The organism is Bradyrhizobium sp. CIR18 (assembly GCF_014198295.1).
GTDB lineage: Bacteria > Pseudomonadota > Alphaproteobacteria > Rhizobiales > Xanthobacteraceae > Bradyrhizobium.
On sequence record NZ_JACIHF010000003.1, the window covers coordinates 545960 to 561162 of the forward strand.

Sequence of the window (15203 nt, forward strand, 5' to 3'; positions counted from 1 at the left end):
ATACGGACGCGATGGCGCAACTGGATTAATGCTTAGGTAACTGGCTTTCCTAAGGTTTAGGCCATTTGTGCGGTGTATTCGTGTTCCTCCAGGGAGGGGGAATGCGCCAGGTCTTTTCCACGGTGGCAGCCGGAATGTCTCTAGCCGCAAGGAACGGCTGGGAGGCCTTGGCACGACGTGGTCCTGTCCTGTGGCTGACCCTGTGCGGCGTGTTGCTGGTCGCGGGCATCTTCGGTGTGACGGCCGTGGCCGTCGGTGAATTTCGCGAGCGCACACTGGCCAACCGCGAGCGCGAGCTGGAAAACACGGTCCAGCTGATCGCCCGGCATTTTGATCAGCAATTCGAGGACTCCGACGTCGTCGCTGCCGATCTGATCGGTCAAATGAGCCTGACGGAGATCACCTCGCCGACGATGTTCCGCGAGCGCATGTCCGGGGCTGCGGCGAACCAGATGCTGCGCAGCAAGATCAGCTCCGTGTCTTACCTCGGCGATATCGCGATCTACGATGCCGACGGCGAGCTGATCAACTGGTCGCGGGCCCAGCCCCTGCCCAAGATCAACGTTTCGTCGCGGGCCTACTTTCAGACATTCAAGACCAATCCGCAGTCCGAACCGGTGCTGCTGGAATCAGTCCGCAGCTTCATCATCAACAAATGGACCACGATCGTGGCGCGCCGCTTGAACGGCGCGGACGGCACCTTCCTCGGCGCGATGGTCCGCCGGATCGATCCGGACAGCTACCAGCATTATTTCGCATCGGTCGCGCTTGCCGAGGGCACGGCCATCTCGCTGTTCGACCGCGAAGGCAAGATGCTGGCGCGTTATCCGCATCATGAGGAGCTGATCGGACGGAGCTTCAAGGATGCACCGCTGATGCGGAAGGTGCTGACCAAGGGCGGTCAGCAGACGCTCCGCGTCAAGAGCCCGCTCGACGGCGAGGAGCGGCTCGGCTCAGCGGCGTCGCTGACGCATTTTCCGCTGGTCATCGTCGCCACCAACACGACAGTCGCGGCCCTGGCGGACTGGCGGCAGCAGACCGGCTTCATGGTCACGACCGCCGCGCTTTCGGCTGCCGTGATCGCGCTGATCCTCTATCTGATCATCCGCCTGATCAACCGGCAGAACCGCGAAGCGCAGGAACGGCTGGAAGCGGAGCGGCTGCGGCTCGACACCGCCTTGAACAACATGACGCAGGGGCTGATCCTCTACGACGCGAGCGGCACCATCGTCACCTGCAACCGACGCTACGCCGACATGTTCGGCCTCTCCCACGACGTCATCAAACCCGGCTGTCACATCCGCGAGGCGATGTATCATCGTCAGGAGTGCGGCGCGTTTGACGGCGACGTCGAGGAATTTTGCGCTGACGTCATGAGGGTCGTCGCCGAAGGCACGGTCTCCACGCGAATTCATCAACTGGCCAATGGCCGCGCCTTCCAGGTCATCAACACCCCGCTCGCCCAGGGCGGCTGGGTCGCGACGATCGAAGACATCACCGATCGCCGCCATCTGGAACAGGAGCGCGATCGCAACCACACCTTCCTGCGCGAGATCATCGACCATATTCCTTCGCGGATCACCGTGAAGGATGCCCGAACGCGGCGCTACCTCCTGGCCAACCAGGTGGCCGAGCAACAGCTCGGCGAAACGCCGGAGACGATCGTCGGCAAGAGCGCGTTCGACCTTTACCCGACGGAAGACGCCGAGATCATCACCCGGGACGACGACAAGCTGCTGCAATCGCCGAATGGCCTGTTCCTGGATGAGCACATCTGGAATACCCCGGCCACCGGACGGCGCTATATCACCTCGACCCGGATCGGCATCCGCGACAAGTCCGGCGAGCCGCGCTACATCATCAATGTCGTCGAGGACGTCACCGAGCGGCGGCGCGCCCACGAGAAGATCGCGCATATGGCGCATTACGATGCGCTGACCGACCTGCCGAATCGCACCCTGTTCCGCGAACAGATCGAACGCGAGCTGGCGAAGGTCGCCGATGGCGCGCAGTTCGCGCTGCTCTACATTGACGTCGACGAATTCAAGGGCATCAACGATTCGCTCGGCCACCACGTCGGCGACGAGCTGTTGAAGGCGATCGCAGGCCGCCTCCGCGGCTGCCTCAAGCAGGACGATTTGATCGCGCGGCTCGGCGGCGACGAGTTCGCCGTGATCCAGACCGGCATCCAGTCCCCTGCCGACGTGCTGGCCTTCGTGACGCGGATCTACGAGGCGATCCGACAGCCCTATCACTGTCTCGGCCATCAGCTCTCCACCGACGCGAGCATCGGAATCGCGCTGGCGCCGCAGGACGGCACCGATCTCGACCAGCTCATCAAGAACGCCGATCTCGCGATGTACGGCGCCAAGGCCGAGGGGCGCCGCACCCACCGCTTCTTCGAGCCGGAGATGGATGCCTGCGCCAAGGCGCGCCTGAGCATGGAGCAGGATCTGCGGCAGGCCCTGGTGAACGGTGGCTTCGAGATTCACTATCAGCCGCTGGTCGACCTGCGCACCAACGACGTGGCGGGCTGCGAGGCATTGCTGCGCTGGCGCCATCCCGAACGCGGCATGGTCTCGCCGGCCGAGTTCATTCCCGTCGCCGAGGACACCGGCCTGATCAACGAGCTCGGCGACTGGGTGCTGCGCATGGCATGCAACGAGGCCGCGACCTGGCCGACGCATATCCGCGTCGCCGTCAACGTGTCGCCGGTGCAGCTCAAATGCGACACGCTGGCGCTGCGGATCGCGGGCGCGCTCGCCGCCTCCGGGCTGGACCCGCGCCGGCTCGAGCTCGAGATCACCGAGGCCGTGCTGATCCGCGACGACGAAGCTGCGCTCTCGATCCTGCACCAGCTCCGCTCGATCGGCGTACGCATCGCGCTCGACGATTTCGGCACCGGCTACTCCTCGCTCAGCTATCTCAAGCGCTTCCCGTTCGACAAGATCAAGATCGATCGCTGCTTCGTCGCCGACATCGCGGAGACGAGCGGTGCGCCCGTGATCGTGCAGGCGGTGGTGAACATCGCGGCCGCCAGCAGCATGACCACGGTCGCCGAGGGCGTCGAGACCGAGGCGCAGCGCGAGATGCTGCGCGCGCTCGGCTGCACGCAGATGCAGGGCTATCTGTTCAGCCCGCCGAAGCCGGCCAGCGAGGTGCGGAAACTGTTCGGCTCGGGCAATGGCTTGCCCGGAGCCTTGCCGGTGGCGGCGGTGGCCTGATGACGAAATCTATGAAGTCGCCGAGCAAGACGTCGGCCAAGTCTTCGCGCAAGTCTTCGCGCAAGCCTTCGGCGAAGATTTCGGCCAAGACGGTCGACGTCGCGGATTCCTATGCCGTGCGGCTGATGCAGCATCTGGTGGTGCCGACCTTCGTGATCGATCCCAAGCGCCGCGTCGTGATCTGGAACAGGGCCTGCGAGCGGTTGACCGGCCTCGCCGCATCCGAGGTGATCGGCACCAACAAGCACTGGCAGGCCTTCTACGAGACGAGACGCCCCTGCCTTGCCGATCTCGTCGCGCTCGACCGGCCCGAGCGGCTTCCGGAGTTCTATTCGGAATACGCCGCGCGCGGCCATAACGGGCTCGGCTTTTCCGCGGAAAACTGGTGCACGATGCCGAAGCTCGGCAGCCAGCTCTATCTCGCCATCGACGCCGGCCCGATCCACGACGAGGCCGGCCATCTGATCGCCGTGGTGGAGACGCTGCGCGACCTCACCGACCAGAAGCGCGCCGAGATGGCGCTGAAGGAGCTCGCCACCAAGGACGGGTTGACCGGCCTGTCGAACCGCCGCTCGTTCGACCAGATGCTGATGACCGAATGGGCCCGCGCCCAGCGCACGCAGAAGCCGCTTGCGCTGCTGTTCGTCGACGTCGATCATTTCAAGCTGTTCAACGACCACCACGGCCACCAGATCGGCGACGAATGCCTGCGCGCGGTCGCTTCGGTGGTCAGCCGGCATGCCGTGCGCCCGCTCGATCTCGCCAGCCGTTATGGCGGCGAGGAGTTCGCGCTGATCCTGCCGGACATGGATTGCGATACCGCCTGCGTCATCGCCGACGAGATCCGCTGCGCCGTCATCGCCTTGCGGATCGCCCATGGCGCCATCGGCGCCGGCGACCACGTCACCCTCAGCGTCGGGGTCGCCAGCCACATTCCCGGCGGCGCCGACGGCGGGCCCGACCGGCTGCTGGGCGCGGCCGACGAGGCGCTCTATGTGGCCAAACGCCTCGGCCGCAACCGCGTCATCTGCGCCGAAAGGGTGCTTGCCGAATTCGCAAGCCTCGGCCGGGAAGCCGCAGCGGTTCCGGCCCCTTTCCAGCGCAAAACCGCTTAAAGCGCAATGTGGCGAGAACCGGTTGCCCGCCCCGCGCCAATCGGCTAAATGAGCGAGCACTGCACCCGTAGCTCAGCTGGATAGAGCGTTGCCCTCCGAAGGCAAAGGTCACACGTTCGAATCGTGTCGGGTGCGCCAGTAAAATCAAACACTTAGTTGATTTCAGATCTTCTTCCTCTCCGGCTGGGTAAGCACCGGGTAAGCAGCAGGGATACTTTAGATGCGCCGAAGCATTTTGCTCGCGGTTGTAATCGCGTCGACTACTTTCACTGAAGCATTCGCGTGGGACGGCACCAACACCACGACCGGCTCAAACGTTGAAATTGAGCGCGGTCAGCTTGTTCGATCGGGTCGAACAATAGAGGTGTACGACAGCACCCAAGGATACAAAGAGTATGACGTCGACAGCATCCGACGCTTCGGCCGAACGGTCGAGATTGAGGCGACGGACACCTCAACTGGCGAGAGCACTACGCTTGAGATGGACGACGAGTGAGAACTGACCGGCGGCCTAGGCAGATGCGAACAGCCTAAGGAAGTCTGCGATAGGTTCCAGCATACTGAGCACTGCTGGCTTGAAGAGCCATATCGTCCCCCCGATCACAAGCAGGCCACTCACGAAGAGCAGGGCTATAGCGCTCCTTTTCCGGACGTAGGTTGCCTCCAGGAGAGAACGCCCTAGACGGCGATTATCCATGGCCATGTTGAAGGCAGTAGTGAACCAAGTGAGCACGATTATGAGCGCCGATGCTCCTATGAAGTTGAAGAAGTTTTCTGCTGCAAAGGTGCTCACCTGATAGAGCAGCGGAAAGTGCTCTTTGTCCTCGCTCGAAATGCGCGGTTGGATCAGAATCGCAATAGTGGCCACCACTATAGCGACGAATGCCAACACGACGGTCCTCGATGCGACCGCCTTGCTTGTAGACGCGTTCTGCCGATTGGCGACGATCTGTTCGGCTACCGCGATTTCATTAGCTTTCGCCTGAAGGCTTAGAAGTAAGGCGTCTTCATTGAAGTCAGGGAAATCGCGATAGTCCTCCTTGAGTTTGGCTTTGCAGCAATCCGCAAAGCTCTTGCAATAGGCCAAGATCCCCATTGCTCTTAGAGAGGATCTTGCGTCGGGGTCTCGCTTGAAGCGTATGATTGCATAGTGCAGTGAATAAATGACGTTCTTTCGCCATTGAACGTCGTCGCTTTTGCGGTCCTGTAAGATAAGGATCGTGTCGGAAGACGGTTCGTGATGCTGGTGAGCGTGCGCAGCATCCCGAAGGAAAAAATAGCACTGATCTGCTACCCACTTCCGAATGTTGTGCCCATCATGCTCAGCGAACTGCTCCGATGCTCGCTGCAGCGCCTCTTCTTTGAATCTTGGTTGACTGAAATAGACCTCGCCATTCCGTTGGAGATCAAAGTCGATCTCAATGTCGGCGCCATCCTCAACCACCTGCCTGGCACGTTCGAATGCCAGGTTTGCTTGAGCCGGAACATTGATCTGGCTTTCAAAACGAAGTTGCCAGAGTTCGCCGATCAGCTTGCGCAGCTGTTTGTCAGCACGAGCACGCCAATCTTCTCGGCTCTTGAAAACGTGGATCTTTCCACTGATCTGGTCGGCCAACAGTGGACTGTTGTTCGACTTCGCCGTCAGCGTGAACCAAAAGTCCCCGCTGATGTCCCGCGCCCAATGTATGAGACGAGGGAACAGAATGTCGCTTAGCGGTCTTCTTTGATATGCGACGATTATTCTTTCCTGGCCGGTATCGACGTTGGCGAAGATCGACTCCGTCGGCCGGCGCGTATCTCCGACATGCCGAAACGACAATCGTCCATTGACCGTCGGGATCCAGCCGACGTATGGGCGCAGAACGAAGCTTGATGAGGAGCCTTCAGCGGAAGATGCGATCGAAGGCTTCGTCGGAGAGTCTTCCGCAGACTTCAAGTCGATTTTCTCTACGATTATAGATCATGCCGCCCTTGATGCGTCCGTCGGGCAACCAATCGTCACGGGTCCGAGCTCGCCCCATGACGGCATCGGACACGCCCCTGACGCGCGAGGAGCCCTTCTTCGCTTCGAAGCGATCCAGGCGAAACAGTTTGTAAGCAATGGAGAGCAGCATCGCTGCCACAGAAAGGCCAACGGCCAACCCGAGATAATTAAGAACCAGCATGGGAGCGTTCCCGAGGTTGAGGCGAAAAAAATTCAACCGGAACAACGAACTACGAATCAAAATGTGCCAGTCGTGGTCACATGTCAAATAGCCGCGTTTGCCCAGCCCGGCCGGTCGATCGACCGAGCACCTCTTCGACGGAAGCCCGCTATTTGCCCTTCCAAGCCGGTTCCCGGACTCGCATGTTCGTTAAAACGGGAGTGACTCGATCAAGCCCACCCAGAACCGAGCGCCTCTCAGCGGCCATCTCTATGCGTTCTGGCGGCAGAAAATATTTTTGGGCATTACCGTCGGAATGGCCCAGTTTGCGGCTCCCAGAGCAGGATCTTAACCGGTCTTAACCTTTCGTTGTGGCCAGTGGCTCGGCTCCGCATCGCGCCAGTACCCGTGCTCCTCTCTTGCTTAGCGGCGGCATACCGGACGATCGAGATTCCTAAGACAGGGGCGAAGAAGTAAAATACGCCACGGTCCTTCGTCGATATTGACCTATCAGTTGCGATCTAGTTGGCGAGGCCCCCAAGTGCCAGCGGCTGGCTCTCGAGCCCGACTCGCCCTTATCCTGCCCGATGACCAAGGCTGAGAACAGAGCGGCCGCGAGGGCCTGGCACGAAGAGTGGAAGCGCCAGCGTGACGCTGAGGCCCGCGGCATGGCCATCGAGGCCGAACTGAACGAGCTGGACCGCCTCCGTCGCTACCTCATCCGGGAGAGGACGCTTGGACCGAGCCGCCAGCTGGTCGACGCGATCGACGATTATGTGGAGCAGCTGACCGGAGACCGGACCAAGCTTCATGCCCGATCGTCTAGCATTGGATGAAGAATCGCCTATAGCTCAGCGACTCGTTCCGCGGCTGAGGAGCCGATCCATGAAACTGGCAATCGACCGTCCTTACTCCGATCCGGAGGCCGCGGCGCGCAAACTGATCGAACTCGCCAAGAGCATCGAGGCGGTTCAGGATGGCCGCATCCATATCGAGAAGATCAACGCGCCGTTCCTGTCGAAGAGCGGCTGCAAAGCCACCGGGTCGGAGTTCGGCGCCGGCATCAAGTGCGCAGTCGATCAAGGCTGGATCGAGCTTCACGAGAGCGGAACATACGTGAGACTTCTGACGAGAGAGTGATGCAATTAAGCCTCCCCGACTATGCGACCCGCTTTGATTCGCTGTCGCTATCCGCATGCTTTCTCAAGCTGAAAGGCGTTGGCAACGAACCGCGACAGGCGACGGGCTTCTTTTGGCGCCTGGGCAACAGAGTTTTTCTGATTACGAACTGGCACGTCGTAACCGGCATCAACATGATGGATGGCAAGCCAATCGGCAACGGCTGGGTACCTGAGCAAATTGAGCTGAGTTACTTCGAGCGCCAGATTGCAAATAATCCGTCAATCCCCTCAGACCCCTCTATGCGCACGGGGCTAGTACCGATGGTGGAGGTCCCGCTCTACGAGGACTTTCACAACCCATTTTGGATTCAGCATCCGATGGCGTTCGAATGGAACGTTGATCTTGTCGCTCTGGAACTTGGCAATCTTGCAGATCAAAGCCGGGTGTTCTGCGTAAATGATATGAACTACGACAAGTATCTGCATTTTGCTGGTAGCGATGTGTTTGTGCTTGGCCACGCCTTGCCCGAGAGCACTAATGCTTATCCCGTGCCGTTTCCGATCTGGAAGCGTGGAAGCATTGCCAGTGAAATTATTGTCCCATGGAACATGAGGCCGGCATTCTTGATCGATAGTAGAACCTCCAAGGGGATGTCTGGCTCGCCCGTGTTTGCTCGAATCTTCGGCCCCGCTCCGCTGGCTGATTTGACGATCCGGACCGACAATATTCTCACCTCGGAATTTATGGGCATCTATTCCGGTCGTCTCTTCGACGGCGATAACAACGCCAGTATTGGCCTTGTCTGGCATCGCCACCTGATCGATGAATGCTTGCAGTCTCCGGCACGAGGCTCAAGGGAATGGGTTCCAAGTCAATCCATAAAGCTTTTCTCGCCTCTTAAGGGATCACCAGAGAGCGGTCCGCCAGTGTGAACCGGCGGGCCTTTTGTCCTCTCGAACCATCGTCAGGCGAGATCGAGCTTTTTTTGGAGAGCCCTGATCATATCAACTACGTGATCAACGGCGAACAGAGCCCGCGTAACGCCATCCGGCGTTAGGTCGTGTTGGATGACCTCGAACACTTGGCCGTCCTCCCCGCTGCGGTTAAATTCCGTTTCTCCGACCACTTCGAATACCGTCAAGGACGCAATGCGCGCCATCTGCGCGATTTCTGAGAGGTCGTTTTCGAGATCGAGCGGGCTGATCGGCCGGCGTCGATCCTCGACTATCGGCGTCGAGCCGGCCAAATCTGCGCTCTTTAGCATCATGTTCATGGTCGCACTCCCGTTCATTTGATTCCTGGCAATTGATTGTTCGGCTTGAGGTCAGCTGGGGCCGCCCGCTTGGACCCGTGATCCGCTTGTAGAAGGCTCATCGAGCCCCATCGTCAGAGAAACCGTGACGTTTTCGATCAGGAAGTGGTGCCAGCTCCTGGTGATATTTCGGGTGTCGCCGCTTTCCAATGCACTGGGCCAGCTGTGCCCGTCCTTGTCGTGTGTAAGCGCATAATTGAGGAGTGCGAGGAGCCCTTGCCGGGTGGTAGGGCGGGTATCGCATAGTGTGCATGCTGCATCGGTCTCTGAATTGAAGGCCGCAAATAGCGCGCGTTCGCTTGCGATCCAGCGGGGATCATCGCTCTCGACGATGAACTCTTCCTCCCAAGGATTCACCTCCGACTGCCGCTTCTCCAGTGGGATTTCTCTCTCTAGCGCAGAGTGGCGACTAACTTCCTTGGCGAGATGCTCGTAAACTTGCCTATGGGTCTCAATCGCAGCGAGGATCGGATCCGGCCCCGCAGCACTGACAGCCGCCTCCGGGATTGCTGTGCCGACAACGGCGGCGCTAACTAACATGTTCATGACTGACCTCCTGCTGAGCTGTGCCCCGGGCTCAGGAATGTTTGAGCAGGCAGTTAGTTCTGGCCTGGCTTGTCCGACCTGGCATGCGCTTGGCCCGCTTTCCTGCTTCCGGGAAGATGTTGAAAATAGTCCGGCGCCTGTGGCGCCCTTAGCTACCGCGTTGCTCATGCTGTTTCTCGAATTGCGGGATTGATGGGTCAGCCGAGCACCGCCCGTGCTCGGTCTGTGACAGTCGGGAAGCCTACGGTTGCTTCACCTCCTTCCGTGCTTGCCAGCCGAACAACTGGGGCCACAGAGGATCGAAGTGCTCGCAGAGAGCTTCAAATGCCGCCTGTGCTGCGCTTTCGATCAGATCGATGTGCAGGCGCGGCCAAACCGCCGTTGCCTGAACTCGGGGCGCCCAATGGCTTGAGGAGAAGCCGTTGCGGACGCCTTCAATGGTCTCATGGAAATAGCCCTCGCACTGGCCAATCGTACCGAAGCGAAGAGCGAGCACACCAATTTCGCGCTGCTGTTCAGGTGACATGCGGTCCCATGCCTTGGCGGCGTCAAACGAGGCGAGTTCATGAAACGTGGGCAACCGATCCGAGAGCGGAATTTCCGCCTCGGGCGCCGCGACTTCGACTGGAGCCTGATCGCCACGGCGCACGCCGATGATTGTCCGCGCGTTCCAGATGGCAGCGCGCTTGCGCTCGCCCTTCTGCAAGAGGACATCGACCATTCCGCGGGGCGTCTTTGCGCCAGCGCTAACGCTAAGCACGACTTCTCCAGAGCCGGTCACGTCACCGCGCAGAAGGTGGCGGGCCGGGACTTTGACGAAAGTGCTGCTTTTGTTGGACGGGGCCAGCATGTGCGCTCTCCTCATGCCCAACGCTGAGCGGGGAGTTCGAAAGCCGGCGCCATGCCAGTGCGCGCGACGCGGGCCTCAGCGAAGCCGCTGCGCATCTGGAGGCCGAGGTAATAGCTGTAGGGACGGTTGACGTGGTGGGCGCGACCGCGGCAGGCAAGTTCGTCGGCGTAGTCTGCCTTGGCGCGGGCGTGGGCCTCGATCATGAGCTTGGAGCGGAACGCGTTGGCCGAGGAGCGCGGCTTGGCGTTGACCGAAGCCTCACGGCGAACGAAGGCCGGGGCGCGGTTGAGCTGCCCGCTCTGCTGATTGGTGAGGAAGGGGGCAGGCATAGCTCCGCCGTTCACCGGGAAGGTGTTCTTGCTCATTGGGGTTGCCCTCGGGCTTCTGTCTTGATACAAAATGGATCATAGCGCTGATCCAAAAAGTGTCAAGCAGGAATCGAGATGATTTCGATCGAACAGATAAGAGCCGCGCGGGGGTTGTTAGGTTGGTCTCAGACCGACCTTGCAGAGGCCGCCGGGCGCTCGCTACCGACCATCAAGCGCCTGGAGCGGGAGAGCGACGACGGCCCTGCTGTTTCAGAAGATGTTCGAGACGCGGTCCGCGGTGCGCTAGAGAAGGCCGGCGTCGAGTTCATCCCCGAGAATGGCGGCGGTGCGGGCGTCAGGATGAAGAAGCGGAAGCGCTGATTTTTTATTCAGAAGTACCCCACCCCTTTTGGGGCCCCAGCCTTCCTACTTCCGAGCGACAAAAGGGCATTTACTGGGACTGGAAAATCCGGCGAACTTACACACCCCATAAAAGAGGGAATTATTTTGCCCCAAAATTCACAATTTCCCTATTTTTGAAGGGTGAACAATCATCTTAAAAATCGAAATAAATCGAATTTTCGGGCTGGCCCTGGCAATTTCCGTTCTGCCCGCTCTTACAGCCCGTGCTGACGACATAGTCGGGCAGGCCAGCGTGATCGATGGCGATACGATCGAGATCCACGGCAGGCGCATCAGGCTTTGGGGGATCGACGCTCCCGAGAGCGCCCAGCTTTGCAGGAACGACGACAGCAACCTCTACCAGTGCGGACGCGCCGCCGCGACGGCACTAGCCGGACTGCTATGGGCCATCAAGAGGCCCGTCCAATGCACTTCCGTTGATAGAGACCAGTACGGACGGACGGTCGCAACGTGCCAGCTCGGGACGCCGGGCCCGGACATTGGACAGTGGTTGGTCGCTAATGGTCATGCGCTAGACTGGCCACAGTACTCAAAGGGCAAGTATGAGAACGCCCAGCACGGCGCCGAGAAGGCGAACCGCGGGATCTGGGCAGGAAGCTTTGTCGAGCCTTGGCAGTACCGCGCCTGCGTCAAGGCCGGTGGCAGACCGGCTGCATGCTCCGACGATTCGGACGGTCGCCGCTGATCGGAGTGTCAGGCCTAACTGGCAGGTGCTGCGCAGGTCTTCTCGATCAGACCGGTCAGCAAATGGCCCGCGATGTTCATATCCGATCGACCTGGTAGGATGCGCTGCCCTTCGGTCAACTTCAGGAACGGCAGTGCCCAAGTTTCCCTCATGACGATGTAGCCTGGGCCGGATCGTTGTACGTTTGCGCAAATCTGCGGGTTAAGTCGTGGCGGCGGGGCCGTCTGAGTGATGGATGCAGCCAGCACAACTGCAAAGATCATGACCTGCCCCTTAGATCGGAGAGGCGCATCGCAGCTTTGAAAGCGGTATCGAAGAGACCCTGATATTGAGCTGCGTTCACGTTTGAAATGTGGGCGGTGTCTCTAAAGTTGGCTTGTCCGTTCCGTACGAGAAAGCAATAACCACCGCTGCAAACAGCGCGCTGTGGATCCACGAGGAGCAAGCGCGGGTCTTCTTGGTAAGCTGCAAGGCGTTGCGCTATTTCGGACCTTAGCGTTTCTTGGGTTAACCGCGGATCCACCTCTACCTTCCACTCGCGTATCGCTTTTCCAGCCCGGGCCTGCTCTTCCATCCAGCGTTGAGGCACGTCAAAGCCGATATTTAGCAGCGGCAGGATCAGTACGACGGTTTTTCCCGAGGAGAGCAGCTTTTGGACCAGGGGGGCAATCTCATCTGGGCCGCCCCAGTTGCCGCCAAGGATCACGGTGCTCAGGTCGGCTCTGCTCAAAACTAAGTTCAGCGTGTCACGGTTGAAGGCGCGGCATGGCTCCTGCTCAGACGAGTGCTTTAGTGCATCATCGATAAAGGGCCGGCATGCACTTTGCGTCGCAATCAACCCATGCATGCCAGTTGCGATGGCCGCCGACGATATCGGTGCAAGGTACTGGTTTGCGAAAGAGTCGCCCCACAATATCGCCTTCTTGGCTTCAGGGGCTTGACTGCCGAACTCGCAGTAAGGCTCGGCCACTCGCTTGATCGAGTTAGCATTTCTGAAGCATTCATCGCGCGGTGTATCGGTCCGCCGCGCCTCCTCAGCCGCGCCAAGATAGCTGGGGAGCCTGCTCGGGAAGCCATGGCGGATGAAAGCGGTCACTGTGAATGCAAGAAGCAAGCAGAAGGAAGCGGTGGCGATCCCCATCAGTCGCGGGTCGGACAACACGTCCCGGTTTCTCCGGGTGGGCTGTTCGACAAGTACGTAGGAAGCCGCACCTAAGCTGATCGAGGCTGTTGCTATCAGCATCTTGGCCGCGAACGTAACCGAGTAGCCGCGGAACGACAGCCAAGTCAATGCGAACACCCAAATTGGCCAGTGCCAAAGGTAAATCGAATACGACCAATCGCCGATGCGTTGAAAGAAGCCCAGGCTCGGCCACCTCGCTAGTAGGTTCTGCTGGCGAGCGCCGACGATTAAAACGGCACCAACGATTGGCAACAACGTGGGGAGACCAGGCCACGCCTTTTCGGGCATGGGATATGTGACGCAACCCGCAAATATAAACCAACCCAATGTTGCGGCGGCTTTTCGCAGTCTCAGCGCCTTGCCTCCATCGTCATGAACTCGGAGCTCGATCAGCGCAATTAAGCCGCCCGCCAATGGCTCCCAAGCACGCGCGCGCAACGAGAAGAAGGCGGATCCTGTCAGGTCACTTTGGCTTTGCCAAATGCACCACACAAAGGAAGCGAGCGCGACTGAGCAGAATGCTCCAATCAGTACCTCAATACGCGGCTTAGAGGTCAGTGCCTTGCGCCATACAGCGGCGGCGATCAGGGGCATCCAGATGTAGAATTGCCACTCAACCCCAAGCGACCATGTGTGCAATAGCGGCTTGGTTTGAGCTGGTGCCGCGAAGTAGCCGCTATCGGCATCAAACGCTAAGTTTGAGAGCGACAATAGAGCGAAACAAGCCTGCCTAAGATGGCGCTGATACTCGCCCGGCAGAGTGAAAAACCAACCTGCTACTATCGACGACGCGATAACGATGCCCAGCGCCGGGAATAGCCTACGAATCCGCATCATCCCGAAGCTGACAAGAGAAAACCTTTGGGCGACCAGATCGGCGACCACGATTCTCGTCATCAGGTAACCTGTTATGACGAAAAAGACGTCTACACCCACAAACCCGCCGGCGAACCCTGGGACACGGAGATGGTAACCTAAAACAGCTAAAACAGAAGCCGCACGCAGAGCGTTGATGTCTAACCGGAAGGACCGGCTGACAACTGAATTTGAAGAGTCGGCAGTAGCGAGCGTCGACCCTCGCCAGGGTCGATCTCCACTCAAAGAGATAAACAAAATAAGGCCCCCACAGCCTGAAGTAGGGGCGACCATAACCACTCAACGGCAACCTGAGCAAGCAGTAGAAGTCCGGGGATCGTGGAGGGGGACCCGACTTTCGTGCTAGAAGCCCTGCGGTATGGACCTTGCCGCCACGTTCCGAAGGCTAAAGCAGGCGCCAATCTTGCTGCGGAAGCTTTTGCCCTCGACTTTCCCTTGCCGACCATAAGGCTCGTGGCAGGTTAGTCCTCGGATCTAGGCTTTCCAATCTTCGCCGTCAGTTCGGCTATTCGCTTGTTGTCCTTCGCCTTGATCGCCTTGCGCAGCTCTTTCAGGTCGGCCTGGTTAAATCCAGTGCTCCGCGCTGCCGTGCTGCGGTGAGAGGCCTCAATCGCCTCTGCAAGCCGCTCGCCCAACTTGCGCTGAGTGGTCGTCGGTGGCCCGAGATCCACGACATCATCCCAACCCGCCGCCTGCCCTCTCTTGGTTTGTCGAAGTTGCGGCTTTGGTGGTGGCGGGGGACGCTTCGATTCCTCGATTGACTTGATCCCCCGCTCGATCACTCTTTCGGAATGCATGCCACCGAAGGCCGGATCTTCGCCAAGAAGCTTATGCGCTGCCAGGCGAAGCGCTCCCTTCACAATATCGTCGAAGCCGTCCTCGCGGAGCCAGCGACGATGGCGCCAATCGTCATCGACCGTGTAATCCATTTCAGCTCGTGGCAGCAGGAGCGCTTCCCGCAATTCGAAAACTGACATCCCCCGATCCGCATGGCTCTCAAATTTCTTGATCGCCTGGATGAGGAAGGAAAGCTGCCGGACGAGATAGGCCGCCTCCGTTTCGTTGCCCGCCATCGTCCGGAGCAGAGCCGCTGCAAACTGTGATAGGGCACGCTGGGCTTCTACCTTGGCCCATTCAATCTGCCGGTCGGCGCGAGCGCGGGGGTTGTCGCTTACGACTCTCAGAGGAGGCGGCTTGTCCTCATCATCGTCTTTCATGGAGCGCCATCCCGGTCTTACCAGACCCTCCACAGGATCAGACCAAGAAGCGCTGTTTGCAAGATCAGAACGGCAAGAATAACACCGAACCTGGCGCCCGCCTCCGATTCCATATCATCAAGGTTCTCACAAACGTAGCGGCGGAAGTTTTCCTCGCTCTGGAGAACCGTATATTGATCGTTGAACGACCAGCGCAGG

At 59.6% G+C, this 15203-nt stretch carries 17 protein-coding genes and 1 tRNA gene; 9 read left to right on the forward strand and 9 right to left on the reverse strand.

Annotated features, from left to right (window positions below):
• Positions 1-101: 101 nt before the first annotated feature.
• From GGD65_RS15435 to GGD65_RS15450, 4 genes are all read left to right on the forward strand, one after another.
• Entirely contained in the window at positions 102-3224 is a 3123-nt protein-coding gene (locus GGD65_RS15435) for an EAL domain-containing protein (RefSeq protein ID WP_183235788.1), read from the forward strand.
• A 125-nt stretch (positions 3225-3349) separates the two neighbouring features.
• Complete coding sequence (locus GGD65_RS15440) at positions 3350-4339, forward strand: diguanylate cyclase (RefSeq protein WP_246783291.1); 990 nt, start codon at positions 3350-3352, stop codon at positions 4337-4339.
• 61 nt (positions 4340-4400) lie between these two features.
• Positions 4401-4477, forward strand: a tRNA-Arg gene (locus GGD65_RS15445).
• 82 nt (positions 4478-4559) lie between these two features.
• Complete coding sequence (locus GGD65_RS15450; protein WP_183235789.1) at positions 4560-4835, forward strand: DUF5334 family protein; 276 nt, start codon at positions 4560-4562, stop codon at positions 4833-4835.
• A 15-nt stretch (positions 4836-4850) separates the two neighbouring features.
• On the opposite strand, the gene GGD65_RS15455 is transcribed toward GGD65_RS15450, so the two are convergent.
• A complete protein-coding gene (locus tag GGD65_RS15455; protein WP_183235790.1) occupies positions 4851-6275 on the reverse strand; it encodes a hypothetical protein in 1425 nt (474 codons plus the stop codon).
• Complete coding sequence (locus GGD65_RS15460; RefSeq protein WP_183235791.1) at positions 6223-6504, reverse strand: hypothetical protein; 282 nt, start codon at positions 6502-6504, stop codon at positions 6223-6225. Before GGD65_RS15460 ends, GGD65_RS15455 begins: the two co-directional genes overlap by 53 nt.
• A gap of 647 nt (positions 6505-7151) precedes the next feature.
• On the opposite strand from GGD65_RS15460, the gene GGD65_RS15465 reads away from it, so the two are divergent.
• Genes GGD65_RS15465 through GGD65_RS15475 form a run of 3 tightly spaced genes read left to right on the forward strand, consistent with a single transcriptional unit; the run spans position 7152 to position 8537 of the window.
• Entirely contained in the window at positions 7152-7319 is a 168-nt protein-coding gene (locus tag GGD65_RS15465; RefSeq protein ID WP_183235792.1) for a hypothetical protein, read from the forward strand.
• 49 nt (positions 7320-7368) lie between these two features.
• Positions 7369-7623, forward strand: a complete 255-nt coding sequence (locus GGD65_RS15470) for a hypothetical protein (protein ID WP_183235793.1) — start codon at positions 7369-7371, stop codon at positions 7621-7623.
• A complete protein-coding gene (locus tag GGD65_RS15475; protein WP_183235794.1) occupies positions 7623-8537 on the forward strand; it encodes a trypsin-like peptidase domain-containing protein in 915 nt (304 codons plus the stop codon). The genes GGD65_RS15470 and GGD65_RS15475 overlap by 1 nt, the downstream gene beginning before the upstream one ends.
• Before the next feature lie 32 nt (positions 8538-8569).
• Here GGD65_RS15475 and GGD65_RS15480 read toward each other — a convergent pair whose 3' ends face one another.
• The 4 genes from GGD65_RS15480 to GGD65_RS15495 form a co-directional block, all read right to left on the reverse strand.
• Complete coding sequence (locus GGD65_RS15480) at positions 8570-8878, reverse strand: hypothetical protein (protein ID WP_183235795.1); 309 nt, start codon at positions 8876-8878, stop codon at positions 8570-8572.
• 51 nt (positions 8879-8929) lie between these two features.
• Positions 8930-9463, reverse strand: a complete 534-nt coding sequence (locus tag GGD65_RS15485) for a hypothetical protein (RefSeq protein ID WP_183235796.1) — start codon at positions 9461-9463, stop codon at positions 8930-8932.
• Positions 9464-9704: 241 nt separating this feature from the next.
• Entirely contained in the window at positions 9705-10313 is a 609-nt protein-coding gene (locus GGD65_RS15490; RefSeq protein ID WP_183235797.1) for a hypothetical protein, read from the reverse strand.
• Positions 10314-10324: 11 nt separating this feature from the next.
• Positions 10325-10678: a hypothetical protein gene (locus GGD65_RS15495; protein ID WP_183235798.1), complete on the reverse strand. Its 354-nt coding sequence runs from the start codon at positions 10676-10678 to the stop codon at positions 10325-10327.
• Between the two features lie 78 nt (positions 10679-10756).
• On the opposite strand from GGD65_RS15495, the gene GGD65_RS15500 reads away from it, so the two are divergent.
• Both GGD65_RS15500 and GGD65_RS15505 read left to right on the forward strand, forming a co-directional pair.
• Complete coding sequence (locus GGD65_RS15500; protein WP_183235799.1) at positions 10757-11002, forward strand: helix-turn-helix transcriptional regulator; 246 nt, start codon at positions 10757-10759, stop codon at positions 11000-11002.
• A 274-nt stretch (positions 11003-11276) separates the two neighbouring features.
• Positions 11277-11729 carry a thermonuclease family protein gene (locus GGD65_RS15505; RefSeq protein WP_312017706.1) on the forward strand — a complete coding sequence of 151 codons (453 nt, stop codon included), beginning with the start codon at positions 11277-11279 and terminating at the stop codon, positions 11727-11729.
• A 14-nt stretch (positions 11730-11743) separates the two neighbouring features.
• Here the strand turns inward: GGD65_RS15505 and GGD65_RS15510 are convergent, their stop codons facing one another.
• The 3 genes from GGD65_RS15510 to GGD65_RS15520 form a co-directional block, all read right to left on the reverse strand.
• A complete protein-coding gene (locus GGD65_RS15510; RefSeq protein WP_183235800.1) occupies positions 11744-11992 on the reverse strand; it encodes a hypothetical protein in 249 nt (82 codons plus the stop codon).
• Positions 11989-14061 (reverse strand): acyltransferase family protein, encoded by a 2073-nt coding sequence (locus GGD65_RS15515; protein ID WP_246783292.1) that lies wholly within the window; start codon positions 14059-14061, stop codon positions 11989-11991. The genes GGD65_RS15510 and GGD65_RS15515 overlap by 4 nt, the downstream gene beginning before the upstream one ends.
• Before the next feature lie 188 nt (positions 14062-14249).
• Positions 14250-15005 (reverse strand): hypothetical protein, encoded by a 756-nt coding sequence (locus tag GGD65_RS15520; RefSeq protein WP_183235802.1) that lies wholly within the window; start codon positions 15003-15005, stop codon positions 14250-14252.
• Positions 15006-15203 lie beyond the last annotated feature (198 nt).